We start from the raw sequence: 24,278 nt of genomic DNA, 5'->3' as shown, positions 1-24,278 counted from the left end.
CCGGCAAGCGCCTACTTGACTGGAGTGACGTCGCTCTTGAGCCATTTAAGCGACAGGGTTTTGATCGTGCCGTCGGCGGTCGCGGCGTCGATGGCGCCGTTGAGCATGTCTTTCAGCTTGCTGTCCTCTTTGCGGATACCGGCCCCGGAGCCAAGACCGAAGAGACCCCCGACAAATCCTGGTCCTGCAAGCGTATAGTCGCTGAACTCCGGTTTGCTCAGCGTGGCAGCCAGCGCTGTCTGCTGTGCGAAGAGCGCGTCGATGCGACCCGCGGCGAGATCAAGATCGTGTTGCTCGGTGGTCTTGTATTCGCGAATCTCGGCGACGTCCGAGAAGTATTTTTTCACAAATTCCAGGTTTGCCGTCGCAGCCTGAACTCCAATGATCTTTCCCTTCAGCAATGGCTTGAGCCTGTCGATTGCCGCCTGCGCAGAGGCTTCATTGTCCAGCTTGAAGCGCTCGTTGGAAATGCCGAGCTTGCCCAGTTCGCTATCCTTGGCGACCGCGAAACCTGAGGGATCCACCGCATATGGCTGGGTAAAATCGATGACCTTCAGACGTTTTTCAGTGATGAACATGCTCGCCATGATCACGTCGAACTTGCCGACGGTCAGCGCGGGGATCATGCCGTCCCAGTCCTGTGCGACGATCTTGCACTCGATCTTCATTCGCCCGCACAGATCATTGGCGAGATCGACCTCGAAGCCGTCCAGTTTGCCGTCGGCCGTTGTGAAGTTCCAAGGCGCGTAGGCTCCTTCGGTGGCAATGGTAATTGCCTTTGGCGTTTCTTGTGCGACAGCGGCCTGGACCAGGCCGAACAGGACCGACACAATGGCTGCGATGCGGCTAATTTTCATGTCAATCTCCTCTTTTGCCGGTATGGCAGTTCCCTTTCGTCGTGCCGGATTATCTTCCGGCTTCAACGATTTAGATGGTATTCCTAGCGGCGGCCGGGACTTGCAAAGCTAGCCAGAAGCGGCGCTGTCTCGACGATATGATCCCGCATGACGATCTCTGCCTTGCCGGCATCACCTGATCGCAACACCTCGATCAGGATCTCGTGCTCGGCGCGCGCGCTGGCGGGTTTGTCGACATAGTCGAACCAGATGCGCAGGTAGGGCTCGATCACGACGTGCAGGCTGGCAATCTGCCGGACCAGCTTGGGTCTGTTGCTCAATTGGCAAATCTGCAGATGGAAGGCCTGATGGCGCACGACCCAGTCGCTGCTGCCGGTCTGGCTGGCGCGCTCCATCCGGTCGAGCTGGCGTTCCAGTTCTTCAAGCACTTCGACATCGATGTGTGGCATGGCAAGCCTCACCGCCAGCCCTTCGAGCACTGAGCGTATTTCAAAGGTTTCGTAGATCTCATCGAGGGTAAGCCCGGCGACGATGCAGCCACGGTTCGGGCGAATGACCACAAGACCTTCCGCGGCCAGTTGGCGGAATGCTTCGCGAACCGGCATGCGGCTCATGCCGATTTCCGTCGCGATCTCTTCCGGGATCAGCCGGTCCCCGGCCCGGTAACGCCCCATCCTCAGGGCCCGCTGAATGTGGCGATAAGCCTCCTCCTCGGCGGTCGTGATACCCAACGGCTCGATTGCGTCTGCTGCCACGTCCTTGGTCCGCTCAAAGCGTATCTGTGTATCCACTTATCCAGTTGTTGAGACCTGTGTCAAGCACCGAAGCTTGCGCGCGTTAGAATTTCTGTTGTGAGAATAAGCACTTGATCGGGGAAATCGGGCAAGCGCACCGTGGTGAGCTAAGCCGCTGATCGGCCGCTTTTCGACGCCCGGCGTCGGAAACCTTCAACGCCACCGAACTTTACAAAAAGGCCCGCCGCTCCATTTGCGAAGCGGCGAGGCCCCATATTCGGGGACGATCGCCGGAGTGTTCCCCGGCATTGCTTCCAGTGCAATTCAGGTGCCAGAATTGTTGACCCAAAACGGGTCACCGCACCGGAGGCGCGAGCGCGGACATTCCGCGATCACGCTACTGCCGCGCATTGCCATTCCTGCTACGTCATTTTGCGGCGGACCTGATTTTTCCGCCTGGCCGGCGCTCGATCAGGCAACTTACCCCAACGCGCCCCCCAGTGGCGCCGGCCATTTTCACAACCTTGGAGCGCGGGTGGGCCGGCGCCGTTAGGCTCTCAGCACCTATGGCAATCCGCCAGCGAGCCGCTTTGTCCAGCCTGCAACCATCAGTCCGCACGCAATTCCCACGCAGTCGGCGATCCAGTCGAACAGATCCGGGTCGCGCCCTATCAGTTGCACGGCCTGAAGCCCCTCGATCGCTGCGCCCGTGATAACGAGCAGTACGATCAGCTTCGCCTTGCGTTCCGGCCAGCCGAGACTTCCGAGAGCCGCCAGGACGACGAAGGCGGCGGCGTGATTGAGCTTGTCGTGATCAAACGTGAAAGCCAGGCCAAGACCCAGCAGGAGCTGCTCCGGCAAAAGGGCGAACAGCAGAACGCCGGCAAACGCGGCCGGAAAGGCAATCCTTGCCACGATCTGATAGGAATCCAGGCGCAACAAGGATAAAATGGCCTTTCGTCCGAAATCTGCGGGGGAACACCACCGGCCAGAGCGAGCGCGGCGTCCAATTTCCGCCGTCCGGGCGTCCGGTGCATCGTCAGAATGAATGAATGCCTCGGGTCAGCCGCCGCACAGGCCGGGCTCGTGGCGAGTGCAATAGGCCAGCGGTGGCTTCCGCGATCACGCAATTCCCTGCCGCGCTGACCCGGCTACTATCTGGCTGCGGCGGACCTGACTTCCGCTTGGCCGGCGCTGCGTCGGGGCACCTTACCCATGCCACACGAATCGGCGCCGGCCAGAATTCCACCGATTGCGCAAAGGGGTTAAAAGCCCGCCGCCCTGTCGGACGACGGGCTCCGTTGCCTGGGCGCCAGGGCGCCGCGGTAGCGACCGATGGTACGAATGCTCCCGCAGGTCTCCAATATGCTGCTGCCGAACGGCGTTGCGCATCGGCTAAACAAACGAAGCCCGCGCCTCTGGCGGAGGGCGCGGGCCGACCGGGTTTGCACCCGATCTGCAGCAGAAACCCGGGAGGTTCCCGCTGCTTAGGATAACAATTAGAGACTACTAATGTTCCGGTCTAAGGAAGATGCGGCTGCGCCAGAAACCTCATGGTCGGCGCGATGACGATCGAGGCGTCAGTTCGTGCGCAAGTCGATCTGGAAAATACGCTCGTCGAAATGCCGCGTTTCGACGGCAAAGGTCAAAGCCACTTCAAGGATCAGGCCGCCACGGTCGTCCCGGACCTTGACTGCAATCCTGCGGTGAGGAAGGCCATCCCTGGCCATCTCGGCCAATGTGCGAAGGGCTTCTTTCCTGACCAGCGGGAAATCGTCATATAACGTTCCCTGATCGTCGGAATAGACGATTCCGTCTTCATCGGAATCAAAGAAGCAGTGGGGCATTGCGCTTGGCCGAAGTTCGGCATCCGGGAACGTTGTCGGCAGATCGCCGCGATCTCGGCCAATCGCGATCAGTGCCTCTCCACCGTTGGCTTCGCCACCATCTCACTTGCGCTCGCGCAATGCCTTCACCGCCTGCGAGAGGATCATCCGGTCGCCGCCGGTCCTTTTGATCAGCTTGCTCACCTGGCTGGGCGAAACACCATTTTCCCGCGCGAAATATTCGACCTCGTAATACTCATCCACCGAAACACGCTTGCGGTCGCTGAAGTCTCGCTTGCTCTTGTCGTCGGCCATTTCTGTTCTCCTCGCCCCTTCTCTTCGCTTCAGGGGGTCAGCTTTGATGCACGCAGCAATTTGAGGGTTCGCTCGCCACAAGGTGACGGGCGAACCTATCGGCGCAGGAAGGGACAGGCTGCGCAGCTGCCGGGTTGGATCGGAATGGAAACAGCCAAGATCCGTGCGAGCAACCGTCGACTTTTCCATGGAATCCTCCCGGAACGTGCAGCCAGCAACGGCTACGCGCCGCCACGGTTCCGGGTCACGCGGCAAACCCACCCTTTGCGCGCAAGGATCAGACTTAGGTCCTGCGGCAACACGTCGGTTGGTCCCTGCCGGGCGGGACCGAAGCCCCGTCGACGGAACGTTTTCAGCTGCCTTACGTTCGAGTGAGCCTTGGCGCGAAGAGCGGACCGAGTTCGCAAAGGAGACGACCATGAGAATGCATTTATCCACCGCAGTGGCGGGATTTCTGCTACTGGCAGGCGTCGGAGCCGTTGCGGCGCAAGACGTCGTCATCGAGCCGGAGCAGGAAACGGTCATCAAGGAGTATGTGAAGAAGCAGCCGCTGGCCTCGGTGAAAATCCCTGGGGTGGAGCTCAATATCGGCTCAACGCTTCCCGATACCGTCGAGCTTCATGAGGTCCCCAACGTCAAATACCGCTATGTCGTCATCGACAACCGCACCGTCGTCGTCGACCCCGGCACGCGCAAGATCGTCAAGATCGTCGAGTGACGTGAAAACTCGGGCAGCCGTCACCCGCCGCTCAGAATGAGCGGCGGGTGACGTTTGCGTTAGGCGGCTCCGCGGCGTCGTCGCTCGTCAGGAACCCGCCGTACCGTGGACGGCCGGGGGGCCTCACAGGCAGTTTCAATGCGAACAATCAGCAGACTTTTCGATTCCCATGACCAGGCAGCGCGTGCCGTCGAAACGCTTCAGGCAGCAGGAATTGCGCGCCACCAGATCAGCGTCATCGGACCCTACGATGATGAAATCGGCGTCGTCTTGCGCGGTCCAGGCAGCGGTTCCGCCCTTGGCGCAGCGGCGGGTTTGTTGGCCGGCCTCGGCGCCTTTGATATCCCAGGCATCGATCCCGTCGGCGCGGGATGGCTGGCATCGGCCCTCGTCGGCGCAGCCTTGGGCTGCGTTGCCGGCAGGCTTTTCGACACATCGTCCGCTAGCGGCAAGCAGCCAGGCCGGCGGGATGCCGAACAGGGTGTGATCCTGGTGCTGGCGCATGTCGATGAAAGACAGGCCGACGCCGCACAGGCGGTGCTTGGAGCTTCCGTTCAGGCGATGCAGTCTTTGGCCAGGGCGGCCTGAAGATTCAACTCCTGCAAAGCGCTTGACCAGACCGCACAGCGGGGCGATCAAGGCACGCACCCAAAAATCTCTGGCAAGCCGCCGCGAGAAAGTGTTGAACACCGTGCCAATCACATTCGGCGAGCGGTTGCGCTCGGCGAGGCTTGATGATTTGCTGTCGGTTTGCGGAGAACGAATGATGCATGAGCCTGTCGGTCAAGACGAATATGGGTCGACCAGCCCGTTCGATCCGGACGATCTGTCGAGGTTGAACGCAATCGGCCCGAGCGCCGGCAGCAACGATTTCGAAAAATACGCAGTCGCCGTGATCATCGTGTTCGGCGCACTGATCATCGGCGGCCTGATGGCTGCCGGCTTGAGCTTCGGGCGCCGCAGCACCTTCTTTTTCGCGCTTGGCGGCGCCACCGCGGCATGGATCTCGGGCAATGCGCTTCTGCTCGACCGGCCGCGCATCTATGCGCTGTTCGTCGGCATCGCGGCGCTGATGCTGATTGCGTCGACGATCGCGCTGGTCACCTGAAGCAAGGCGAAATCTTCCTATCGACCATGATTTATCCGAAATTGGTTTCCACTTTTTGCTGCGCTGACCTTCGGTTCGGGATCATCGTCTAATACCCGATGGCCTCGCCGGCTGCGGCGCGGCTGTCGATAGCGCCATTGTAGCGGGCGCCGCCACCTTTCTCGATTTCCGCCAGGCTCTTGCCGCCGACCAGGATGCCGGCCGCCTGGCCCCAGGTCGTGTCGGCAAGATCGAGGCGGTAGCCCATGCCGGTAAGCAGCTTTTCGGTATCCGGCGACAGGCCGAAAGGTTCGATATAGACCGTGTCGGGCAGCCATTGGTGATGGATGCGCGGTGCGTCGATCGCCTCCTGGATGTTCATGCCGTGATCGATGACGTTGACGATCGCCTCCAGCGTGATGGTGATGATGCGTGAACCGCCGGGGCTGCCGATGACCATGAACGGCTTGCCGTCTTTGGCGAGGATGGTCGGGCTCATCGACGACAGCGGCGTTTTTTTCGGCGCGATCGCATTCGCCTCGCCCTGGACCAGGCCATAGAGATTGGGTACGCCGGGTTTCTGCGTGAAGTCGTCCATCTCGTTGTTGAGCAGGAAGCCGGTGCCGGCGGCGACAACGCCGGCGCCGAAAGAGCCGTTCAGCGTGTAGGTCACCGCGACGGCGTTGCCGTCATTGTCGATGATCGAATAATGCGTCGTCTCGCTGCTCTCGCCAAAGCCCTTCGGCATCAGTTCCTGCGACACCCCGGCCCGGAACGGATCGATCTTTTCGCGGATTTCCCTGGCGTAATTCTTGTCGAGCAGTTTTGCGACCGGATTGTCCACGAAGCCGGGATCGCCGAGCGCCGAATTGCGGTCGACATAGGCGTGGCGCATCGCCTCGACCATGACGTGAACCGTCTCGGCCGAACCGGCACCTAGATAGGACAGCGGGTAGAACTCAAGCACGTTGAGGATCTCGCAGATGATGACGCCGCCGGAGCTTGGCGGCGGCGAGGAAATGATCTCGTAGCCGCGATAATTGCAGGTCACCGGCTGGAGCTCGCGCACGGCATAATTTTCGAAATCCGCCTTGGCCAGAATGCCGCCCTTCTCGCCGCTCGCCTTGACGATGGCGTCGGCGATCGCACCTTTGTAGAAGGCATCCACGCCGCGTTCCGAAATCGCGGCAAGCGAGGCCGCGAGATCGGCCTGGATGAGGCGCTCGCCGACGGCATAGGGCTTGCCGTCCGGCTTGAGGAAAATGGCGGCCGCCGCTGGGTCCCTGGCCAGCCGCTCGGCGCCGCCCAGGAGCGAGGCCACATCGCCCTGCTCCAGCACGAAACCGTCCTTGGCATAGCGGATAGCCGGCGCCAGCAAATCCTGCCGCGTCAGCGTGCCGTATTTCTCCCGCGCCATCTCGAAGCCGGCCACCGAACCGGGCACGCCGACCGCCAGATAGCCGTCGAGACTGGCGCCCTTTACCGGCTTGCCGTCCTTGTCGAGATACATGGTTTTGGTCGCGGCGAGCGGCGCGCGCTCGCGGAAATCGAGGAAGGTCGAACGGCCGTCCTTGAAGCGGATGGTCATGAAGCCGCCGCCGCCGATGTTGCCGGCGGTCGGGTAGACGACAGCCAGAGCGTAGCCGACAGCGACCGCTGCATCGACCGCGTTGCCGCCCTTCTTCAGCACCTCGACGCCGACTTGCGACGCCAGATGCTGGGCGGTCACCACCATGCCGTGCTCGCCCTTCGCCGGCTGCGGCGAGGCGGCAAAGGCGAGGAACGGCACGAAGGTCAGGGTGAGGGAAAGGGTGACGGCGATTAGGGTTTGGCGGGTGTTGTGCATGGCCGTTCTCCGAGGCGTGGGTAGGCCTAGGAAACGCGCTTGGAGAGGTTGAGTCTACTGACATTAATGGGAAGATACGGCGAGGCTTGCACCTTCTATCGACACCATTCATGGCACCCATTCATGGCGGAGAGGAACCCAAGCTGAAATGAAGCCACGATCCAACGCTGACAAGCAATTTTGTTCTTGCTTTGTGCCGGCAGCTATGCTACTAATCCAACTATGGTGCTGAATCGCACCGCGACCCGCCTCAGGCGGGTTTTTCTTTTTCGACCCGTTCCTTCAAACAATCCCGCCGCCGACGCTCGCCACCGCCGGCCGTTCCGCTGCAACCTTCGCCCGGTAGCCGGCGGCGCGGTAGGCGGCGACCGGATCGATGGCGCCGCCTGTCTTCAGCCGTGCCGTGGCAAGTATCGGCTCGACATCGGTGCGATAGGCTATCTTCAGCGTCTGCGTCGCCATCAGCGCGTCGTTGGTATCCTGGAAGCCTTCGAGCGCCCTGCGGTCGACCAGCAGCGCCTGCGCATAGGCGCGCTGCACTTCTATCGCCGACAGCATCAGGCTTTCGATCGGATCGGTGACGTTGTGGCTCTGGTCGAGCATGTGGGCCGGATCGAAGCCTTCGGCGCCTGAAAGCTCGGCATCGACCAGTTCGTTGAAGACCAGAAAGAGGCGGTAGGGATCGATCGAGCCGGCGTCGAGGTCGTCGTCGCCATATTTCGAATCGTTGAAGTGGAAGCCTCCGAGTTTTTTGAACTGGATCAGCCGCGACACGATCATCTCGATATTGACGTTGGGGGCGTGATGGCCGAGGTCGACCAGGCAGAACGCCTTGTCGCCAAGCTCTTTGGCGATGATGTAGTTGGTGCCCCAATCCTGCACGACGGTCGAATAGAAGGCCGGTTCGTACATCTTGTGCTCGGTGAACAGCTTCCAGTCGTCCGGCAGCCCGGCATAGATCTCCTTCATCGCGTCGAGATAGCGCTCGAATGCCTTGGCGAAGTTGACCTGGCCGGGGAAGTTCGAGCCGTCGCCGATCCACACCGTCAGCGCTTTCGAGCCCAGCGTCCTGCCGATCTCGATGCATTCGAGGTTGTGCTCGACCGCCTGCCGGCGTGTTGCTGCATCGGCATGTGACAGCGAGCCGAATTTATAGGAAAGCCTCTGGTCGCTGGCGTCGGAGAAGGTGTTGGAGTTGATGGCGTCGAAGCCGAGACCGAAGCGGGATGCCGCCTGCTTCAGCCGGTTCGGATCGGCCTTGTCCCAGGGAATATGCAGCGAGACGGTCGGCGTCGCCTGCGTCAGTTGCCGGATGACGGCGCAGTCCTCGATCTTATCGAAAATGTCGCGCGGCTCGCCGGTGCCGGGAAAACGGGCAAAGCGGGTGCCGCCGGTGCCGACGCCCCAGGACGGGATCGCCACGGCGAATTTCTCGACCTTGTCTCTGACAGCGTCGATGGCGATGCCGCGGCGGTCGAGGCGCTCGCCGAGAGAGTCGTAATCGCGCTTGAGGTCGGCGTTGCGTGCGGCATTATGCTTGTCGACGAGGTCGACGGAGATGATGGTTTCGGACATGGTTCCTCCCAAATGCGTTCGATTGGCGCTGCCCCTTACCCGCCTGCCGGCACCTTCTCCCCGGGGAGAAGGGTAAAGCTCCGGCCTCGGCGCCAACCCCTCAAAGACGGTCGCTTATCGCGTAAAACTCTGCGCGTTGCCGGCGTCGACGTTGATGATGTTGCCGGTCGATTTTGCCGACATATCGGAGGCGAAGAAATAGATCGCTTCGGCGATGTCCTCTGGGAATACCGAGCGCTTCAGCATCGAACGCGAGCGGTAATGCTCCTCGAGATCGTCGGTCGACATCTTGTAGGCGGCGGCGCGCTGTTCCTTCCACTCGCCGCTCCAGATCTTCGAGCCGCGCAGCACGGCGTCGGGATTGACGACATTGACCCTGATCTGTGCTTCCGCGCCTTCCAGCGCCAGGCAGCGTGCCAGATGGATCTCGGCGGCCTTGGCCGTGCAATAGGCGGCGGCGTTGGGCGATGCGGCAAGCCCGTTCTTGGAAGCGACGAAGACGACGTTACCGCCGATCTTCTGCGCCCGAAACAGCCGGAACGCTTCGCGCGAAACGAGGAAGTAGCCGGTCGACAAGATGTCCATGTTCTTATTCCACAGCGCCAGCGTGGTTTCCTCGATCGGCGCCGAGGAGGCCAGACCGGCATTCGACACGAGGATATCGATGCCGCCGAATTCGACAGCCGTCTCGGCAAAACCGGAGATCACCTGGTCCTCGGACGTGACGTTGATGACGACGGGCCGCACGAAATCCTTGCCATAGGCCTTGGCAAGCTCGTTATTGGCGCTGGCAAGGGCTGCTTCGTCGATGTCGGCCAGCACGACGCAGGCGCCTTCGCGCAGCAGCCGGTTGGCGGTGGCCCGGCCGATGCCGCCGGCGCCACCGGTGACCAGCGCAATCTGGCCGGCAAGGGCCTTTGGTTTCGGCAGGCGCTGCAGCTTTGCCTCTTCGAGCAGCCAGTATTCGATGTCGAAGGCTTCCTGGTCGGGCAGGCCGACATAGGCCGACACCGTCGAGGCGCCGCGCATGACGTTGATGGCGTTGACGTAGAATTCGCCCGAAATGCGCGCCGTCGCCTTGTCGCCGGCGAAGGTGAACATGCCGACGCCGGGCACCAGATAGACGACGGCGTTGGGATCGCGCACCGGCGGCGAATCCGGGTGCTTGCAGCGGTCATAATAAGCCTGATAGCCGACGCGATACTCCGCCACGTCATCGGCAAGACGGGCAATGACGGCATCGACGTCGGGATTTTGAGGGTCGAACTCGATGACCAGCGGCCGGATCTTGGTGCGCAGGAAATGGTCCGGGCAGGACGTGCCGAGTGCCGCCAGCGGCCGCAAATCCCTGGAATTGACGAATTCGAGCACGGCAGGGGAATCATCGAAATGGCCGAGCTTGTGGCTGTTCTCGGAGATCAGGCCGCGGATCCTCGGCATCAGTTTTGCGGCCACGGCGCGACGCGCCGGCGCATCGAGCGATTTGACGACTTCGCCGCCGAAGATCGGCTTGCCCTGGCTCTTGCGCTCGAACCAGTCGATTGCCTGGTTGATCACCGAGATCGTCGTCTCGTAGCATTCCTTCGGCGTGTCGCCCCAGCTGAACAGACCATGGCTGGCCAGCACGACGCCCTTGGCGTCGGGGTTCTCGAGGCAGAATTTCTCCAGCCACAGGCCGAGTTCGAAGCCCGGACGTTTCCATGGCAGCCAGCCGATCGTGTCGCCGAAGATCTCCTTGGTCAGCGCCTGCGAATCCTTGGCGGCGGCAATGGCGATGATGGCGTCGGGATGCATATGATCGACATAAGGCTTCGGCACGAAGGCATGCAGCGGCGTGTCGATCGAGGCCGCGCGCGGGTTGAGATTGAAGGTGCAATGAGGCAGATAGCCGACCATCTCGTCTTCATGTTCGAGGCCGCGATAGAGACCCTTCAGCGCCCGCAGTTTATCCATGTAGAGCGTGGCGAAGCCGTCGAGCTTGATCGAGGCGCTGTCGCCGCCCGAGCCCTTGACCCACAGCACTTCCACGCTTTCGCCGGTGAGCGGATCGTTTTGCCAGATCTTGGAGGAGGTGTTGCCGCCGCCATAATTGGTGACGCGCTTGTCGGAGCCAAGGACGTTCGAGCGATAGACCAGACGTTCCGGTTCGCTCATTGCTTGCGCTTTTGCGTCATCCCAAAGATTGGCGAGGCGCGTGCCGGAGCGCTTGTCGAGCATAGATATCCTCCCTTTGGGACACGCAAACGGCGCGGGTCCCTTTTATGCGAATTTCTACGCAAGCGGCCGTCTTGTCAATCACAAACGATCAACATCAATCATATTGCACTGCACAATGAAATTATCTGATCGGAAATGATTGACACTGCGCGCTTTGGGTGCCTAGATGCTCAAGCAGGGAGGAACCATGCACGAAAAAGAGCGCCACAGGATCATTCTGTCCGCCGTCCAGGAAAAACCTGTGGTGACGGTGCAGGAGATGGTCGACCTGACGGAGTCGTCGGAGGCGACGATCCGGCGCGACATCGCGGCATTGCATGTGCAAAAACGGCTGCGCCGCGTGCGCGGCGGGGCCGAGGCGCTTTCGCCGCCGCAGTTCATCGGCCTTGCCGGCCGGCCCTTTTCCGTCAACGAGACCATCAATGCTTCGCAGAAGCGGGCAATCGCGCGGGAAGCCGTGGATCTGTGCAAGGACGGCGAGCCGATCATCATCAATGGCGGCACCACCACCTTCCAGATGGTGCATTTCCTGACCGGCCGCCGCATGCCGATCTTCACCAATTCCTTCCCGATCGCCGAGCACTTGCTCAGGCACTCCAAGAACACGGTGATGCTGTCGGGCGGCACCATCTACCGCGAGCAGAACATCATCCTGTCGCCGTTCGACAATGACGTGACGCGGAATTTCTACGCGCGCCGCATGTTCATGGGCGCGCAAGGGCTAGGGCCGCTCGGTCTGATGGAAGGCGACCCGTTGCTGATCCAGGCCGAGCAGAAACTGATCGACCAGGCAGACGAGTTGGTGGTGCTGGTCGATTCCTCGAAGTTCCGCAAACGCTCGAGCCTGATCCTGTGCGGCCTGTCGCGCATCGCCACGGTGATCACCGACGACGGCATCGAGGATCGCGAAGCCAAGATGCTGGAGACCGCCGGCGTGACGCTGATCATCGCCCGCACAACGGCAAGCAATAAGGAAGAATCTTCGCTGCAGGCCTGAGAAAACTCACGCCCGCAGCGGCGATGGAATGCAACGCTCAAGGGAGGATATTCGATGAGCTTCTTTAGGAAATTGATGGTTACGGCGGCGTTCTCCGCCGCCATGTTCGTGAATGCCGCCTATGCCGAGAACGTCAAGATCGCGCTGGTGGTGAAGTCGCTCGGCAACGGCTTCTTCGACGCTGCCAACAAAGGCGCCGAAGAGGCGGCCAAGGAACTAGGCGATGTCGACATCATCTACACCGGCCCGACCAAGGCGACCGCCGAAGCGCAGATCGAAGTGGTCAATTCGCTGATCGCACAGAAGGTCAACGCCATCGCCATTTCGGCGAACGACGCCGACGCGCTGGTGCCGGTGCTCAAGAAGGCGATGGAGCGCGGCATCACCGTCATCTCGTGGGATTCGGGCGTCGCGCCGGAAGGACGCCAGCTTCACCTCAACCCCTCCGACACCAACCTGATCGGCGAGACCATCATCAAGCTTGCCGCCGACTACCTGCCTGAAGGCGGCGACGTCGCCATCCTGTCGGCTTCGTCGACGGCGACCAACCAGAATGCCTGGATCGACGCGGCCAAGAAGGTGCTGCCGGAGAAGTTCCCCAAGATCAAGCTCGTCGCCACCGTCTATGGCGACGACGACTCGGCCAAGAGCACGGATGAAGCCAAGGGTCTTTTGAAGTCCTATCCGAACCTCAAGGCGATCATCGCACCGACCACGGTCGGCGTCGTTGCCGCCGCGCAGGTGGTGACCGACGAAGGCCTGATCGGCAAAGTCAACGTCACCGGCCTGGCCCTGCCGTCGGAGTTCAAGAAGTTCATCGACAATGGCGCCAGCCAAGCGGTTGCCCTGTGGAACCCGATCGATCTCGGCTACTCCGCCGTCTACCTCGCCCACGACCTGGCGGTGAAGAAGGAAGAAGCCAAGCCCGGTGCTACGCTGTCAATCGGCCGCGTCGGCAAGGTCACGCTCGACGATACCAACTCGGCTGCCATGGCTCCGCCCTTCCAGTTCGACAAGTCGAACATCGAAAAGTTTTCCAAGATCTATTGATCCTGGAGCCTTCGAAACCGTGCGGCGGGGCTCAGGTCCCGCCGCACTTTCAAACGAACCTTGTTTCAGGGCTTGATACGATTATGGACACGACAGCCCAACACGAAATGGCGAAGGAAGCGCCTTTGTCCTCCGGACCGCGCCTGACGCTGTCCGGCATCTCGAAAAGCTTTCCCGGCGTGCGCGCGCTGCACGACGTCGGCCTGTCGCTCTATCCCGGCCAGGTAACCGCGCTGATCGGCGAAAACGGCGCCGGCAAGTCGACGCTGGTCAAACTAATGACCGGCATCTACCAGCCGGATGCTGGCACCATCAGCATCGACGGCCAGCCGGTCACACTGCCCAGCGCGCACGCCGCGTTCGGGCACGGCATCACCGCCATCCACCAGGAAACGGTGCTGTTCGACGATCTGACGGTGGCCGAAAACATCTTCCTCGGCCATGCGCCGCGCACGCGTTTCAAAACCATCGACTGGCGCACCATGCGCAAGAATGCCCGTGAGGTGCTCGACACGATGGGCGCCGGCCATATCGAAGCCGACGCCAGGCTGAAGGATCTCGGCATCGCCAACAAGCACCTCGTGGCGGTTGCCCGCGCCATGTCGATCGACGCCCGGATCGTCATCATGGACGAGCCGACGGCAGCGCTTTCGATGAAGGAGATCGAAGAGCTTTTCCTGCTGATCGAATTCCTCAAGAGCGACGGCAAGGCGATCCTGTTCATCAGCCACAAATTCGATGAGATCTACCGCATCGCCGACCGCTATACCGTGTTCCGCGATGGCGAGATGGTCGGCGAAGGCCTGATCAAGGACGCCGGCCAGAGCCAGATCGTGCGCATGATGGTCGGCCGCTCGGTCGATCACATCTTTCCGCAGCGCAAGGCCGAGATCGGCGCGCCGGTGCTGGCCGTCTCCGGCCTGTCGCACCCGACCGAGTTCGACGACATAGGCTTCGAGCTGCACAGGGGCGAAATCCTTGGCTTCTACGGCCTTGTCGGCGCCGGGCGCAGCGAGGTGATGCAGGCGATATCGGGCATCACCCGCACCAGCCGCGGCACGATCACGCTGGAAGGCAAGGCGATCGCGCCGAAATCGGCGGCGGATTCGATCGATGCCGGCATCGTCTATGTGCCGGAGGAACGCGGCAAACAAGGTGTGGTGATCGGCCTGCCGATCTTCCAGAATGTCTCGCTGCCTTCGCTCAAACGGACATCCAAGTCCGGCATGTTGCGGCTGGCCGAAGAGTTCGCGCTGGCCCGTTCCTACACAGAGCGGCTCGATCTGCGCGCCTCTTCGCTCAGCCAGGACGTCGGCACGCTGTCGGGCGGCAACCAGCAGAAGATCGTCATCGCCAAATGGCTGGCGACCGCGCCCAAAGTGATCATCCTGGACGAGCCGACGAAGGGCATCGACATCGGCTCCAAGGCGGCCGTGCACGGCTTCATGGCCGAGCTCGTCGCGCAAGGCCTGTCGGTGATCATGGTGTCGTCCGAACTGCCGGAAATCCTCGGCATGTCCGACCGCGTCGTCGTCATGCGCGAGGGCCGCATTGCCGCGGTCTACGACAATAAGGGGCTCGACCCCGAAACCTTGGTCAGGACGGCAGCGGGGATCGCGTCATGAAGCCTTTTCTCAGATATCGCGAGGTCTGGCTGCTGGCGGCAATCGTCGTGCTGATCGGGCTGATCTCAACGCGGTTTCCAGGTTTTGCCGATCCTGCCAATCTGCGCCAGGTGTTCAACGACACGTCGATCCTGATGATCCTGGCGCTCGGTCAGATGGTCGTCATCCTGACCCGCTCGATCGACCTGTCGATGGCTTCCAACCTCTGCTTCACCGGCATGGTGGTGGCGATGCTGAACGCCGCGCATCCGGCGATCCCGATCCCGCTGCTGATCGTCATCGCACTGCTGGTCGGCCTGGTGCTCGGCGCCATCAACGGCCTGCTGGTATGGCGGTTGAACATTCCCTCGATCGTGGTAACGCTCGGCACCCTCACAATCTACCGCGGCGCCACCTTCGTCATATCAGGCGGCGCCTGGGTCAACGCCGACCAGATGAGCGCTGAGTTCATCGGCCTGCAGCGCACGGCTTTCCTCGGCATTCCGGTTCTGTCCTGGATCGCCATACTGGTCATTGCATTGTTTTTCCTCGTGATGACGCGCACCGCGCTCGGCCGCTCGATCTATGCCATCGGCGTCAACCCGACCGCATCGGTCTATGCCGGCATCGATGTCGGCCGGACGAAATTCATCGTCTTCTGCATCTCGGGGATGATCGGCGGCCTCTGCGGCTATCTGTGGATCTCGCGCTACGTCATCGCCTCGGTCGAGGTCGCGAATGGTTATGAGCTCAATATCATCGCCGCCTGCGTCATCGGCGGCATTTCGATTGCCGGCGGCATCGGTTCGGTCGGCGGCGCGGTGCTCGGCGCGCTGTTCCTCGGCATCATCTCCAACGCGCTGCCGGTGATCAACATTTCACCCTTCTGGCAGATGGCGATTTCAGGCAGCGCCATCATCCTGGCCGTGGTGCTCAACGCACGCGGCGAACGCCGGCAAGGCCGCATCATTCTCAAGAAGGCGGAAGCGGCATGACCGACACCCCTGCTCCACGCCACATTCCCGACCGGCTCGACAACCCTTTCACCGCGGCGGTCTTCTCCTGGGAGGCGCTGCTCGTCGCGGTGGCGGTCGCCATCTTTGCCGTCAACAGTTTTGCCTCGCCCTATTTCCTCGACGCGTGGTCGCTCTCGGACCTGACCTTCAACTTCACGGAAAAGGCGCTGATCGCGCTGGCCATGGCGCTGCTAATCATCTCCGGCGAAATCGACCTGTCGGTCGCCGCCATCATCGCACTCGCCTCGACAATGATGGGCATGGCGGTGCAGGCCGGCGCCGGCACGCCGGTGCTGGTGGCAATTGGCATCGTCGTCGGGCTCGGCTGCGGCGCCTTCAACGGCGTGCTCGTCACCAGGCTCGGCTTGCCGTCGATCGTCGTCACCATCGGCACGATGAGCCTGTTTCGCGGCATTGCCTTCATCATCCTGGGCGACCAGGCCTACAAGGGCTATCCCGCGAGCTTCGCCTTCTTCGGCCAGGGCTATGTCTGGTGGGTGGTGTCGTTCGAACTGACGCTGTTCCTGATCGCGGCAGTCGTCTACTGGTTCCTTCTGCACCGGACGAGCTTCGGCCGCCGGGTCTTTGCCATCGGCAACAACCCGGTCGCGGCGCAGTTTTCCGGCGTACGTGTCGGCCGCATCAAATTCATCCTGTTTTGCCTGACCGGCCTGATGGCGGGCATCGCCTCGGTGCTGATCACATCGCGGCTCGGCTCGACCCGGCCGTCCATCGCGCAGGGCTACGAGCTGGAAGTCATCACCATGGTGGTGCTCGGCGGCGTCAGCATCCTGGGCGGCGCCGGCAGCATTCTGGGTGTGGTGCTGGCGGCGTTCATCATGGGACTGGTGACCTTCGGCCTCGGCCTGCTCAACGTGCCGGGGATCGTCATGTCGATCTTCATCGGCCTGCTGCTGATCATCGTCATCGCACTGCCGATCCTGTGGCGGCGCGTACGGCGGGAGCGCTTTGCCTGATGCCCGAAAAATATGCGTTCAAGATGAAGCTCAATCCGGGCATGAAGGCCGAATACAAGAGGCGCCACGACGACATCCGGCCGTCACTCGTAGCGTTGCTGAAACAGGCCGGTATCTCCGATTATTCGATCCATCTCGACGAGGAGACCAACACCCTGTTCGGCGTGCTGTGGCGACGCGATGACCACGGGATGGACGAATTGCCGAAGCATCCGGTGATGCAGCGTTGGTGGGCCGAGATGGCGGACATCATGGAGACCAGGCCGAACAACGAGCCGGTGGCGGTGCCGCTGGAAACAATGTTCCATATGGAATGACCCGCAACGTCGCCGTCATCGATATCGGCAAGACCAACGCCAAGGTGGCGCTGGTCGATCTCGCCACATCGAGCGAAGTGGCCCTGTGCACAGTGGCGAACGAGCCGGTTCGGCAAGGCCAGTACCCCCACCATGACGTCGAGCGGTTATGGGCGTTTATCCTCGGCAGCCTGGCCGAGATCGATCGCGAGCAGCGCATCGATGCGATATCGATCACCACCCATGGCGCAACGGGCGTGCTGGTCGACGCATCAGGCGAACTGGCGCTGCCGGTGCTCGACTACGAATTCGACGGGCCGGATGCCCTTGCCAGGGACTATGACACGATCCGTCCCGCGTTCTCCGAGACCGGCACGCCGCGCCTGCCGGCCGGCCTCAATCTCGGTGCGCAGCTGTTCTGGCAGCAGAAGCGCTTTCCGGCGGATTTCGCCAGAACCGCCGCGATGCTGATGTATCCGCAATATTGGGCCTTGCGCCTGACCGGCGTCGCCGCCAGCGAAGTGACGTCGCTCGGCTGCCACACTGATCTATGGAACCCGTGGAAAGCGGATTTTTCCTCGCTGGTCGACCGGCTGCAATGGCGCCGGCTAATGGCGCCGGTGCGGCAGGCCAAGGACCGCCTGGGCCCGATCCTGCCCGCTCTGGCGCGGCAAACCGGCCTCGACCCGCAAACGCCGGTGTTTTGCGGCCTGCACGATTCCAACGCCTCGCTGCTGCCGCATCTTCTATCCGACAAGCCGCCTTTCTGCGTCGTCTCGACCGGCACCTGGGTGGTGTCGATGGCGGTCGGCGGCAGCAAGGTCACGCTCGATCCGGCACGCGACACGCTGGTCAATGTCAACGCACTCGGCGATCCCGTGCCGTCGGCGCGCTTCATGGGCGGCCGTGAGTTCTCCCTGCTGACTGAGGGCCAATCGGAAGACTGGACGGCAGACGATGTCGCCGCAGTGCTGGCGCACAAGACAATGCTGCTGCCTTCCACGCAACAGGGCTCGGGGCCGTTTCCGCATCACGCCGCCGCATGGCTCGGTGCCGAAGGCATCACCACCGGCCAGCGCTTTGTCGCCATTTCGTTCTACCTGGCGCTGATGACCGCGACCTGCCTCGACCTGATCGGCGCCGAGGGGTCAACCATCGTCGAAGGACCCTTCGCCCGCAACCGGCTGTTCACCCGCATGCTGGCTGCGGCGACAGCACGCGCCGTCACTGCCTCCGAGGCTGCGACAGGCACCAGCATCGGCGCCGCCTTGCTGGCGTCGGACCAGGGGACACCGCAAGGCAGAGGCGAAAGGACCGAACCGTCGGCCGATCCGGTCTGGACAAGTTACGTGCGCTCCTGGCGTTCGGCGGTCGACGAACGAGCCTGACCGCCGAGCTCATGGCGTCCTGATGTTCGGAGATGCCTAGCCCACGTAGAGCAATCCCTGCGGATCGATCTCCGGCTTGCGGCCGGCAACTATGTCGGCAAGGAACTTTCCCGAGCCGCAGGCCATGGTCCAGCCGAGATGGCCGTGGCCGGTGTCGAGGTAGAGATTGTCGTACCGCGCCCGGCCGATGACCGGCACGGAGTTCGGCATCATCGGGCGAAGTCCAGCCCAGAGCTCGGCCTTGCTCTCGTCGAAAGCGCCGGGGAACAGGTCCTTGCCGGTGTTCAGGATCGAGTTGAAATCGCGCGGCTTGAACGTGCGGTCGAAACCGGTGAACTCGGCCGTCGAGGACATCCGCAGCCGATTTCCCAGCCTGGAATAGCCGATCAGCCGGTCCTCGTCGGCGCCGCCCATGATCGGCCCCTTGCTTTCATCTTCCAGCGGAACAGTCACGGTATAGCCCTTCACGGGATAGACGGGCAGGTCGATGCCGTAGCGGCGGCCGAGCAGGCCGCTCTCCGGCCCCATCGAGATGACCACCGCATCGCCGGCCACCGGGCCGGCCGACGTCATCACCGCGCGCACTCGGCCGCCGTCGATGTCGAGGCCTGCGACAGTGGTGCCGTAGAGGAACTGGACACCGAGTTTCTCGGCGGCATAGGCAGCGAGGCGCTGCGTGAATTGGCTGGAGTCGCCGGTCTGGTCGATCGGCGAATAGACGCCGCCGGCTATCTTGTCCTTGGCGGCGGCAAGGCCGGGCTCGAGCTCAACCAGCCGGTCGCGGCCGACGATCTCGATCGGCAGGCCGTGTTCGCCGAGATAACGATAATTGTCGGTGCCGGTATCAAAGCTTTGCTGCGAGCGGAAGAAATAGAGAATGCCTTTCTTGCGCTCGTCATAGTGGATGCCGGTTTCGGCGGAGACGGCGTTGATGCAGTCGCGCGAATAGAGCGCCAGACGCAGCTTGACGTCGGTGTTGGCGCGCATGCGCTTATGCGTGCACTGGCGCAGGAAGCGCAGGCTCCAGGCGAAAAAATACGGATCAAAGCGCAGCCGCACCTTGATGCCGAGATCGTGGTTGTAGAGGCCGCGCAGGAACGTCTTCAGCGCGGCTGGCGAGGCCCAGGCGGTGGCGTCTCCGGGCGACACCAGGCCGGCATTCGACCGGCTGGTGCCGCGTGCTGCCGCCGGATGGCGCTCGATCACCGTCACCTCATGGCCGTCGCTGGCCAGATAATAGGCCGCCGCCGTACCAACGACGCCGGCCCCAAGCACCAGTATTTTCATTCCGCCCCCAGCGCGCCGAACCAACCTTTGCGGAGAGCCCACTTCACCCCAGAGCCGAATTCTTGCTGGTCAGGATGCGCTCCCAGGCAAGCGCATCGGCAACGATCTGGTCGAGGTTGTCGCGCTGCGGGGCCCAGCCGAGCTCGCCGCGCGCCAGCTCCGAATTGGCGACGACCGCGGCGGCGTCGCCGGCGCGGCGATCGCCCATCCGTACCTCGAAATCATGGCCGAAGACGCGGCGGACGCTGTCGATGACCTCGAGCACCGAATAGCCGTGGCTGTAACCACAATTGGCGACCAGGCTCGATCCGCCGGCACGCAGCCGCTGCAGCGCCAGCCGATGCGCCGCCGCCAGGTCGCTGACGTGGATATAGTCGCGCATGCAGGTGCCGTCCGGCGTCGGATAGTCGGTGCCGAACACCTGCATGAAGGAGCGCTTGCCGAGCGCCGTCTCGCAGGCGACCTTGATCAGATGCGTGGCACCGGGCGTCGACTGGCCGGTGCGGCCCTTCGGATCGGCGCCGGCGACGTTGAAATAGCGCAGCGCCGTATAGCGCAACCCATGGGCAATCGCCGCGTCGCGCAGCATCCATTCGCTCATCAGCTTGGACAGGCCATAGGGCGATTCCGGCGCAAGCCGGGCATCCTCGCGTACCGGCTCCAGGCCGGCGCCGCCATAGACGGCGGCGGTCGAGGAAAAGATGAAATTGGGCACGCCTTCGCGCACCGCGGTCTCGATCAAGGTGCGCGTCTTGCAGGTGTTGTTCTCGTAATAGGCAAGCGGGTCGGCTACCGATTCGGGGACCACGATCGAGCCGGCGAAATGGATGATCGCGTCGACCTTATTGTCGCGGATGATCGAGGCAACCAGTTCCCTGTCGGCGACGTCGCCGACAACGAGCTTTGCTTCCGGAGCCACTGCCCATTCAAAGCCGGTGGAAAGCCGGTCGAGGACGACGACGCTGTCACCCGTGTCCAGCAATTCCCAGACCATATGGCTACCGATATAGCCGGCCCCGCCTGTCACCAAAACCGTCATCCGCATCCTCGCTATTCATGATTTGTCGGAACTGTCTCAATCGTCGCCTTACTGGAAAACCTGCCGCCGAGCCATTAGAACCTGCCGTAACCGGTCTCATCGGCGCGTGGCATTGTCCTGAAACAAGATTGATCCACATCAAGGGAATAGGCCACGTTCCGTGGTCGTTAGGAACAGGCTCGGGGCGTGGCATTTTGACCAAAAAGGCCAAGTGGACGACGAATGGGCCAATGACTATGATCGCGCGCAAAATTGGGAAGGCGACATGAACTACCAGCGGTTTTTCGAGGAAGCGATCGACCAGCTCCATGCAGAGCGTCGCTACCGCATCTTCGCCGACCTTGAGCGTATCGTCGGGAAATTCCCGCGCGCCATCTGGCGCGCCAATGGCCGCGCCGAGGAAATCACCGTCTGGTGTTCCAACGATTATCTCGGCATGGGCCAGCATCCCGACGTCATTGCCGCGTTCCAGAAGGCGGCAGGCAAGATGGGGTCGGGCGCCGGCGGCACCCGCAACATCTCCGGCACCAGCAACCCGCTGGTCGAGCTCGAACTGGAGCTTGCCGACCTGCACGACAAGGAAGCGGCACTGGTTTTCACCTCCGGCTTCGTTTCAAACGAGGCGTCGATCTCGACCATTGCAAAGCTGCTTCCCAATTGCCTGATCATCTCGGACGAACTCAACCACGCTTCGATGATCGAGGGCGTGCGGCGCTCGGGCGCCGAGAAGAAGATCTTCCGCCATAATGACGTTGTGCATCTCGAAAGCCTGCTGCAGACGGCCGGCCGCGAGCGCGCCAAGCTGATCGTCTTCGAGAGCGTCTATTCGATGGACGGCGACATCGCGCCGATCAAGCAGATCGTCGAACTCGCCGAGCGTTACAACGCCATGACCTACATCGACGAGGTCCACGCCGTCGGCATGTACGGGCCGCGCGGCGGCGGCATCACCGAGCGCGAAGGGCTGGCCGACCGCATCGACATCATCGAGGGCACGCTGGCCAAGGCGTTCGGCACGCTTGGCGGCTACATCGCCGGCAACACTGCGGTGATCGACGCGGTGCGTTCCTATGCGCCGGGCTTCATCTTCACCACGGCGTTGCCGCCGGCGATCGCTGCAGCGGCAACCACCTCGATCCGCCATCTCAAGCGTTCGCAGGCCGAGCGCGACGCGCAGCTGCGTCAGGCGACACGGACCAAGCAAGTGCTGGCCGCAGCCGGCCTGCCGGTGATGGAATCGCCTACCCACATCGTGCCGCTTCTGGTGGGCGATCCCGAGCTCTGCAAGATGGCCAGCGACCGCCTGCTCGGTGTGCACGGCATCTATATCCAGCCGATCAACTACCCGACAGTGCCGCGCGGCACCGAGCGGCTGCGCATCACGCCTACACCGTTCCATTCGGACGCGCTGATTGCCTCCCTGCAGGACGCGCTGGTCGAGACATGGGACGCGTTGGGGATTCCCTACGGTTCGGCCGGCCGGCCTTCAGTAGCCAAGAGCGACCGCGTCATTCCGTTGCTGGTGCCGAAGTCGGGCGGGTGAAGCCCGTTTGAAACTCTACTCGGGCTTCGAGGCAGCTCACACACTCGTCATCCATTTCGCCAGCCGGTGCGCGGCTTCTTCGAGCTGGTCGAGGCGGCGGTGGAAGCATAGCCTGAGGAAGGCTTCGCCGCCGGGGCCGAAGGCGGTGCCGGGGGCCAGGCCGACATTGGCGCGGTCAACCATGTCGAAGGCGGCAGCGCGGGAATCGGTGATGCCGTCGACCGCGAAGAACAGATAGAATGCGCCCTGCGGCACGGTGAACCGCGCCCTGCCGGTTTCGGCAAGAATACCGCACACCAGGTCGCGCGCCGCCCTCGCCCGCTCCACCTGCTCGAAGATGAAGGCGTCGCCCTCATCGAGGGCAACGACGGCGCCGCGCTGCATGAACTGCGCAACGCCGGAAGTCGAATACTGGACCAGATTCTCGAACACCTGCTGCAAGGCGGGATGGATCTTGATCCAGCCGATGCGCCAGCCGGTCATCGCCCAGTTCTTGGAAAAGGAATTGACGAACAGGATGCGATCCTCATCGGCCATGATGTCGATGAAGGACGGCGCGCGGCCGTGGCCGTAATGAAACAGCGAGTAGATCTCGTCGGCGATAATCCACAGACCCCTTTGGCGGGCAAGATCGAGGATCGCCTGCAACGTCTCCTTGTCGGCGGTCCAGCCGGTCGGGTTGGACGGCGTGTTGACAAACAGCGCCTTGGTCCTTGGTGTGATCGCCGCTGCGATCTTGTCGATATCGCAGGACCAGCCATTGCCCGACTGATCGAGCGTGACCGCGACTGGCACGGCGCCTGCGACGCCTGCGGCGGCGGCGAAGTTCGGCCATGCCGGCGACAGGTAGACGAGTTCGTCGCCCTTGCCGGCCACCGCGTCGATGGCCAGCTGGATGGCATGCATGCCGGAGCCGGTGACGATGAATTCTTCGTTGGCAAAAGTCTTGCCGAAATGCCTGGTGTAGTAGCGGGCGAGCGCCTGCCTGAGTTCGGGAATGCCTCTCTGCCAGGTGTAGAAGGTTTCGCCGTCGGCGAGCGCCTTGGCGGCGGCATCGGCGATGAAGGCGGGCGTCGGCAGGTCACCCTCGCCGGCCCAGAGCGGGATCATGCCGTCGCGGCCGCGGCCACGGTTCATGACGGCGACAATGCCGCTTTCAGGCGCCGCCCGAGCCTCGGCGCGCAAGGTATCGATCAAGGTCATGGATAGGTCCGTTTTCGTTTGCTCGACTGCTAGCGTGTTTCAGGGCGGACGAAAACAGAAAACCCCGGCCGCAAGCGACCAGGGTTTTGGTCCAGAAAGTTGCCGCAGGCGCTACTTTCTGGCGAGGAGATCGCGAATTTCGGTGAGCAGCGCGACATCGGCCGGCGGCGGGGCAGCCGGGGCGGCCGGTTTCTCGCGCTCCAGCCGCTGGCGCAGATTGTTCACCGCCTTGACCATCAGGAAGATGATGAAGGCGAGGATAAGGAAGTTCAGCGCCACGGTGATGAAGCTGCCATAGGCGAAAACAGCCCCCTGTTTCTTCGCATCCGCCAGCGATGTTGCGTTAACAGCCGAGGACAAGGGCAGAAAGTAGTTGTTGAAGTCCAATCCGCCCAAAATCGCCCCGATGACCGGCATGATGATGTCGTTGACCAGGGAGTCGACGATTCTGCCGAAAGCAGCGCCGATGATGACGCCGACAGCCAGGTCCATCACATTGCCCCTGGAAATGAATTCCTGAAACTCTTTCAGCATTCGACTCCTCCTCGTCCTGACCGGCCGTGCTGCCGTCCGCGCCCTCGGCATCGACCAGCAGGCAGGATAGCAAAAACCTGCGGTTGCAAACAGGAGCAAAAGACCGGTTTCGACCGGTCACGATTGCCCGAGGCAGCCGATATAATACGCCAAAAGCCGCGATGGACTT

Annotated in this window: 23 protein-coding genes; 11 read left to right on the top strand and 12 right to left on the bottom strand. The window is 62.4% G+C overall.

Translation table 11 applies throughout. The features are described from left to right. Window positions 1-11 precede the first annotated feature (11 nt). The 5 genes from NKH98_RS01095 to NKH98_RS01075 all read right to left on the bottom strand — a co-directional run bounded on the left by NKH98_RS01095 (window position 12) and on the right by NKH98_RS01075 (window position 3,732). Window positions 12-857 carry a transporter substrate-binding domain-containing protein gene (locus NKH98_RS01095; protein WP_352896005.1) on the bottom strand — a complete coding sequence of 282 codons (846 nt, stop codon included), beginning with the start codon at window positions 855-857 and terminating at the stop codon, window positions 12-14. Window positions 858-940: 83 nt separating this feature from the next. Then, complete coding sequence (locus NKH98_RS01090) at window positions 941-1,612, bottom strand: GntR family transcriptional regulator (protein WP_352475893.1); 672 nt, start codon at window positions 1,610-1,612, stop codon at window positions 941-943. Window positions 1,613-2,155: 543 nt separating this feature from the next. Further along, window positions 2,156-2,533, bottom strand: coding sequence for a VanZ family protein (locus tag NKH98_RS01085; protein WP_352800556.1), 378 nt, complete (start codon window positions 2,531-2,533; stop codon window positions 2,156-2,158). 638 nt (window positions 2,534-3,171) lie between these two features. Further along, window positions 3,172-3,438, bottom strand: a complete 267-nt coding sequence (locus tag NKH98_RS32975; protein WP_502894180.1) for a DUF6894 family protein — start codon at window positions 3,436-3,438, stop codon at window positions 3,172-3,174. A 102-nt stretch (window positions 3,439-3,540) separates the two neighbouring features. Further along, a complete protein-coding gene (locus NKH98_RS01075; protein WP_254820019.1) occupies window positions 3,541-3,732 on the bottom strand; it encodes a DUF3606 domain-containing protein in 192 nt (63 codons plus the stop codon). 418 nt (window positions 3,733-4,150) lie between these two features. On the opposite strand from NKH98_RS01075, the gene NKH98_RS01070 reads away from it, so the two are divergent. The 3 genes from NKH98_RS01070 to NKH98_RS01060 all read left to right on the top strand — a co-directional run bounded on the left by NKH98_RS01070 (window position 4,151) and on the right by NKH98_RS01060 (window position 5,558). After that, window positions 4,151-4,450, top strand: coding sequence for a DUF1236 domain-containing protein (locus NKH98_RS01070; RefSeq protein WP_352475896.1), 300 nt, complete (start codon window positions 4,151-4,153; stop codon window positions 4,448-4,450). A gap of 138 nt (window positions 4,451-4,588) precedes the next feature. Then, window positions 4,589-5,038 carry a hypothetical protein gene (locus tag NKH98_RS01065; protein ID WP_352475897.1) on the top strand — a complete coding sequence of 150 codons (450 nt, stop codon included), beginning with the start codon at window positions 4,589-4,591 and terminating at the stop codon, window positions 5,036-5,038. A 175-nt stretch (window positions 5,039-5,213) separates the two neighbouring features. Next, window positions 5,214-5,558: a hypothetical protein gene (locus tag NKH98_RS01060; protein WP_254820014.1), complete on the top strand. Its 345-nt coding sequence runs from the start codon at window positions 5,214-5,216 to the stop codon at window positions 5,556-5,558. 88 nt (window positions 5,559-5,646) lie between these two features. On the opposite strand, the gene ggt is transcribed toward NKH98_RS01060, so the two are convergent. The 3 genes from ggt to NKH98_RS01045 all read right to left on the bottom strand — a co-directional run bounded on the left by ggt (window position 5,647) and on the right by NKH98_RS01045 (window position 11,175). Beyond that, window positions 5,647-7,383 carry a gamma-glutamyltransferase gene (gene ggt, locus NKH98_RS01055; protein ID WP_352896000.1) on the bottom strand — a complete coding sequence of 579 codons (1,737 nt, stop codon included), beginning with the start codon at window positions 7,381-7,383 and terminating at the stop codon, window positions 5,647-5,649. A gap of 282 nt (window positions 7,384-7,665) precedes the next feature. Continuing rightward, a complete protein-coding gene (gene rhaI / locus NKH98_RS01050) occupies window positions 7,666-8,958 on the bottom strand; it encodes an L-rhamnose catabolism isomerase (protein ID WP_352895998.1) in 1,293 nt (430 codons plus the stop codon). A gap of 114 nt (window positions 8,959-9,072) precedes the next feature. Further along, complete coding sequence (locus NKH98_RS01045) at window positions 9,073-11,175, bottom strand: bifunctional rhamnulose-1-phosphate aldolase/short-chain dehydrogenase (RefSeq protein WP_352895995.1); 2,103 nt, start codon at window positions 11,173-11,175, stop codon at window positions 9,073-9,075. A gap of 187 nt (window positions 11,176-11,362) precedes the next feature. Here NKH98_RS01045 and NKH98_RS01040 point away from each other — a divergent pair, with 187 nt between their 5' ends. From NKH98_RS01040 to NKH98_RS01010, 7 genes are all read left to right on the top strand, one after another. Beyond that, on the top strand, window positions 11,363-12,172 hold the full coding sequence (locus NKH98_RS01040) for a DeoR/GlpR family DNA-binding transcription regulator (protein WP_352805334.1): 810 nt from the start codon (window positions 11,363-11,365) through the stop codon (window positions 12,170-12,172). 54 nt (window positions 12,173-12,226) lie between these two features. Continuing rightward, the gene (rhaS, locus tag NKH98_RS01035; protein ID WP_254820009.1) at window positions 12,227-13,222 is read left to right on the top strand and encodes a rhamnose ABC transporter substrate-binding protein; all 996 of its coding nucleotides are present in this window, start codon (window positions 12,227-12,229) and stop codon (window positions 13,220-13,222) included. Window positions 13,223-13,305: 83 nt separating this feature from the next. Next, on the top strand, window positions 13,306-14,847 hold the full coding sequence (locus NKH98_RS01030; RefSeq protein WP_352895992.1) for a sugar ABC transporter ATP-binding protein: 1,542 nt from the start codon (window positions 13,306-13,308) through the stop codon (window positions 14,845-14,847). After that, window positions 14,844-15,821: an ABC transporter permease gene (locus tag NKH98_RS01025; RefSeq protein ID WP_352475904.1), complete on the top strand. Its 978-nt coding sequence runs from the start codon at window positions 14,844-14,846 to the stop codon at window positions 15,819-15,821. The genes NKH98_RS01030 and NKH98_RS01025 overlap by 4 nt, the downstream gene beginning before the upstream one ends. Next, complete coding sequence (locus tag NKH98_RS01020) at window positions 15,818-16,819, top strand: ABC transporter permease (protein ID WP_352895989.1); 1,002 nt, start codon at window positions 15,818-15,820, stop codon at window positions 16,817-16,819. The genes NKH98_RS01025 and NKH98_RS01020 overlap by 4 nt, the downstream gene beginning before the upstream one ends. Further along, window positions 16,819-17,136, top strand: coding sequence for an L-rhamnose mutarotase (locus NKH98_RS01015; protein WP_352895986.1), 318 nt, complete (start codon window positions 16,819-16,821; stop codon window positions 17,134-17,136). The genes NKH98_RS01020 and NKH98_RS01015 overlap by 1 nt, the downstream gene beginning before the upstream one ends. Further along, window positions 17,133-18,503, top strand: a complete 1,371-nt coding sequence (locus NKH98_RS01010; protein ID WP_352895983.1) for an FGGY-family carbohydrate kinase — start codon at window positions 17,133-17,135, stop codon at window positions 18,501-18,503. Before NKH98_RS01015 ends, NKH98_RS01010 begins: the two co-directional genes overlap by 4 nt. 36 nt (window positions 18,504-18,539) lie before the next feature. On the opposite strand, the gene NKH98_RS01005 is transcribed toward NKH98_RS01010, so the two are convergent. Then, entirely contained in the window at window positions 18,540-19,790 is a 1,251-nt protein-coding gene (locus NKH98_RS01005) for a D-amino acid dehydrogenase (protein ID WP_352895980.1), read from the bottom strand. Between the two features lie 43 nt (window positions 19,791-19,833). Beyond that, window positions 19,834-20,829, bottom strand: a complete 996-nt coding sequence (galE, locus tag NKH98_RS01000) for a UDP-glucose 4-epimerase GalE (protein ID WP_352805350.1) — start codon at window positions 20,827-20,829, stop codon at window positions 19,834-19,836. Between the two features lie 265 nt (window positions 20,830-21,094). Here galE and hemA point away from each other — a divergent pair, with 265 nt between their 5' ends. Beyond that, window positions 21,095-22,372 (top strand): 5-aminolevulinate synthase, encoded by a 1,278-nt coding sequence (gene hemA, locus NKH98_RS00995; protein ID WP_352896321.1) that lies wholly within the window; start codon window positions 21,095-21,097, stop codon window positions 22,370-22,372. Window positions 22,373-22,408: 36 nt separating this feature from the next. Here hemA and NKH98_RS00990 read toward each other — a convergent pair whose 3' ends face one another. Both NKH98_RS00990 and mscL read right to left on the bottom strand, forming a co-directional pair. Beyond that, a complete protein-coding gene (locus NKH98_RS00990) occupies window positions 22,409-23,575 on the bottom strand; it encodes a pyridoxal phosphate-dependent aminotransferase (RefSeq protein ID WP_352895975.1) in 1,167 nt (388 codons plus the stop codon). 111 nt (window positions 23,576-23,686) lie between these two features. After that, window positions 23,687-24,109, bottom strand: a complete 423-nt coding sequence (gene mscL, locus NKH98_RS00985) for a large conductance mechanosensitive channel protein MscL (protein ID WP_254816348.1) — start codon at window positions 24,107-24,109, stop codon at window positions 23,687-23,689. Window positions 24,110-24,278 lie beyond the last annotated feature (169 nt).

The sequence above is a fragment of the Mesorhizobium sp. M0833 genome (assembly GCF_040319905.1).
Lineage (GTDB): Bacteria > Pseudomonadota > Alphaproteobacteria > Rhizobiales > Rhizobiaceae > Mesorhizobium.
Note: the sequence above shows the minus strand (reverse complement) of the source record. Positions and strands in the feature narration are given on the sequence as shown.

Coding starts and splice junctions, on each gene's coding strand:
- galE (WP_352805350.1), bottom strand. CDS start 20,829: ATGACGGTTTTGGTGACAGGCGGGGCCGGCTATATCGGTAGCCATATG.
- NKH98_RS01020 (WP_352895989.1), top strand. CDS start 15,818: ATGACCGACACCCCTGCTCCACGCCACATTCCCGACCGGCTCGACAAC.
- NKH98_RS01015 (WP_352895986.1), top strand. CDS start 16,819: ATGCCCGAAAAATATGCGTTCAAGATGAAGCTCAATCCGGGCATGAAG.
- rhaS (WP_254820009.1), top strand. CDS start 12,227: ATGAGCTTCTTTAGGAAATTGATGGTTACGGCGGCGTTCTCCGCCGCC.
- NKH98_RS01010 (WP_352895983.1), top strand. CDS start 17,133: ATGACCCGCAACGTCGCCGTCATCGATATCGGCAAGACCAACGCCAAG.
- rhaI (WP_352895998.1), bottom strand. CDS start 8,958: ATGTCCGAAACCATCATCTCCGTCGACCTCGTCGACAAGCATAATGCC.
- NKH98_RS01025 (WP_352475904.1), top strand. CDS start 14,844: ATGAAGCCTTTTCTCAGATATCGCGAGGTCTGGCTGCTGGCGGCAATC.
- mscL (WP_254816348.1), bottom strand. CDS start 24,109: ATGCTGAAAGAGTTTCAGGAATTCATTTCCAGGGGCAATGTGATGGAC.
- NKH98_RS01065 (WP_352475897.1), top strand. CDS start 4,589: ATGCGAACAATCAGCAGACTTTTCGATTCCCATGACCAGGCAGCGCGT.
- NKH98_RS01075 (WP_254820019.1), bottom strand. CDS start 3,732: ATGGCCGACGACAAGAGCAAGCGAGACTTCAGCGACCGCAAGCGTGTT.
- NKH98_RS01005 (WP_352895980.1), bottom strand. CDS start 19,790: ATGAAAATACTGGTGCTTGGGGCCGGCGTCGTTGGTACGGCGGCGGCC.
- NKH98_RS01070 (WP_352475896.1), top strand. CDS start 4,151: ATGAGAATGCATTTATCCACCGCAGTGGCGGGATTTCTGCTACTGGCA.
- NKH98_RS01040 (WP_352805334.1), top strand. CDS start 11,363: ATGCACGAAAAAGAGCGCCACAGGATCATTCTGTCCGCCGTCCAGGAA.
- NKH98_RS01030 (WP_352895992.1), top strand. CDS start 13,306: ATGGACACGACAGCCCAACACGAAATGGCGAAGGAAGCGCCTTTGTCC.
- NKH98_RS32975 (WP_502894180.1), bottom strand. CDS start 3,438: ATGCCCCACTGCTTCTTTGATTCCGATGAAGACGGAATCGTCTATTCC.
- NKH98_RS01060 (WP_254820014.1), top strand. CDS start 5,214: ATGATGCATGAGCCTGTCGGTCAAGACGAATATGGGTCGACCAGCCCG.
- hemA (WP_352896321.1), top strand. CDS start 21,095: ATGAACTACCAGCGGTTTTTCGAGGAAGCGATCGACCAGCTCCATGCA.
- NKH98_RS00990 (WP_352895975.1), bottom strand. CDS start 23,575: ATGACCTTGATCGATACCTTGCGCGCCGAGGCTCGGGCGGCGCCTGAA.
- NKH98_RS01045 (WP_352895995.1), bottom strand. CDS start 11,175: ATGCTCGACAAGCGCTCCGGCACGCGCCTCGCCAATCTTTGGGATGAC.
- NKH98_RS01095 (WP_352896005.1), bottom strand. CDS start 857: ATGAAAATTAGCCGCATCGCAGCCATTGTGTCGGTCCTGTTCGGCCTG.
- ggt (WP_352896000.1), bottom strand. CDS start 7,383: ATGCACAACACCCGCCAAACCCTAATCGCCGTCACCCTTTCCCTCACC.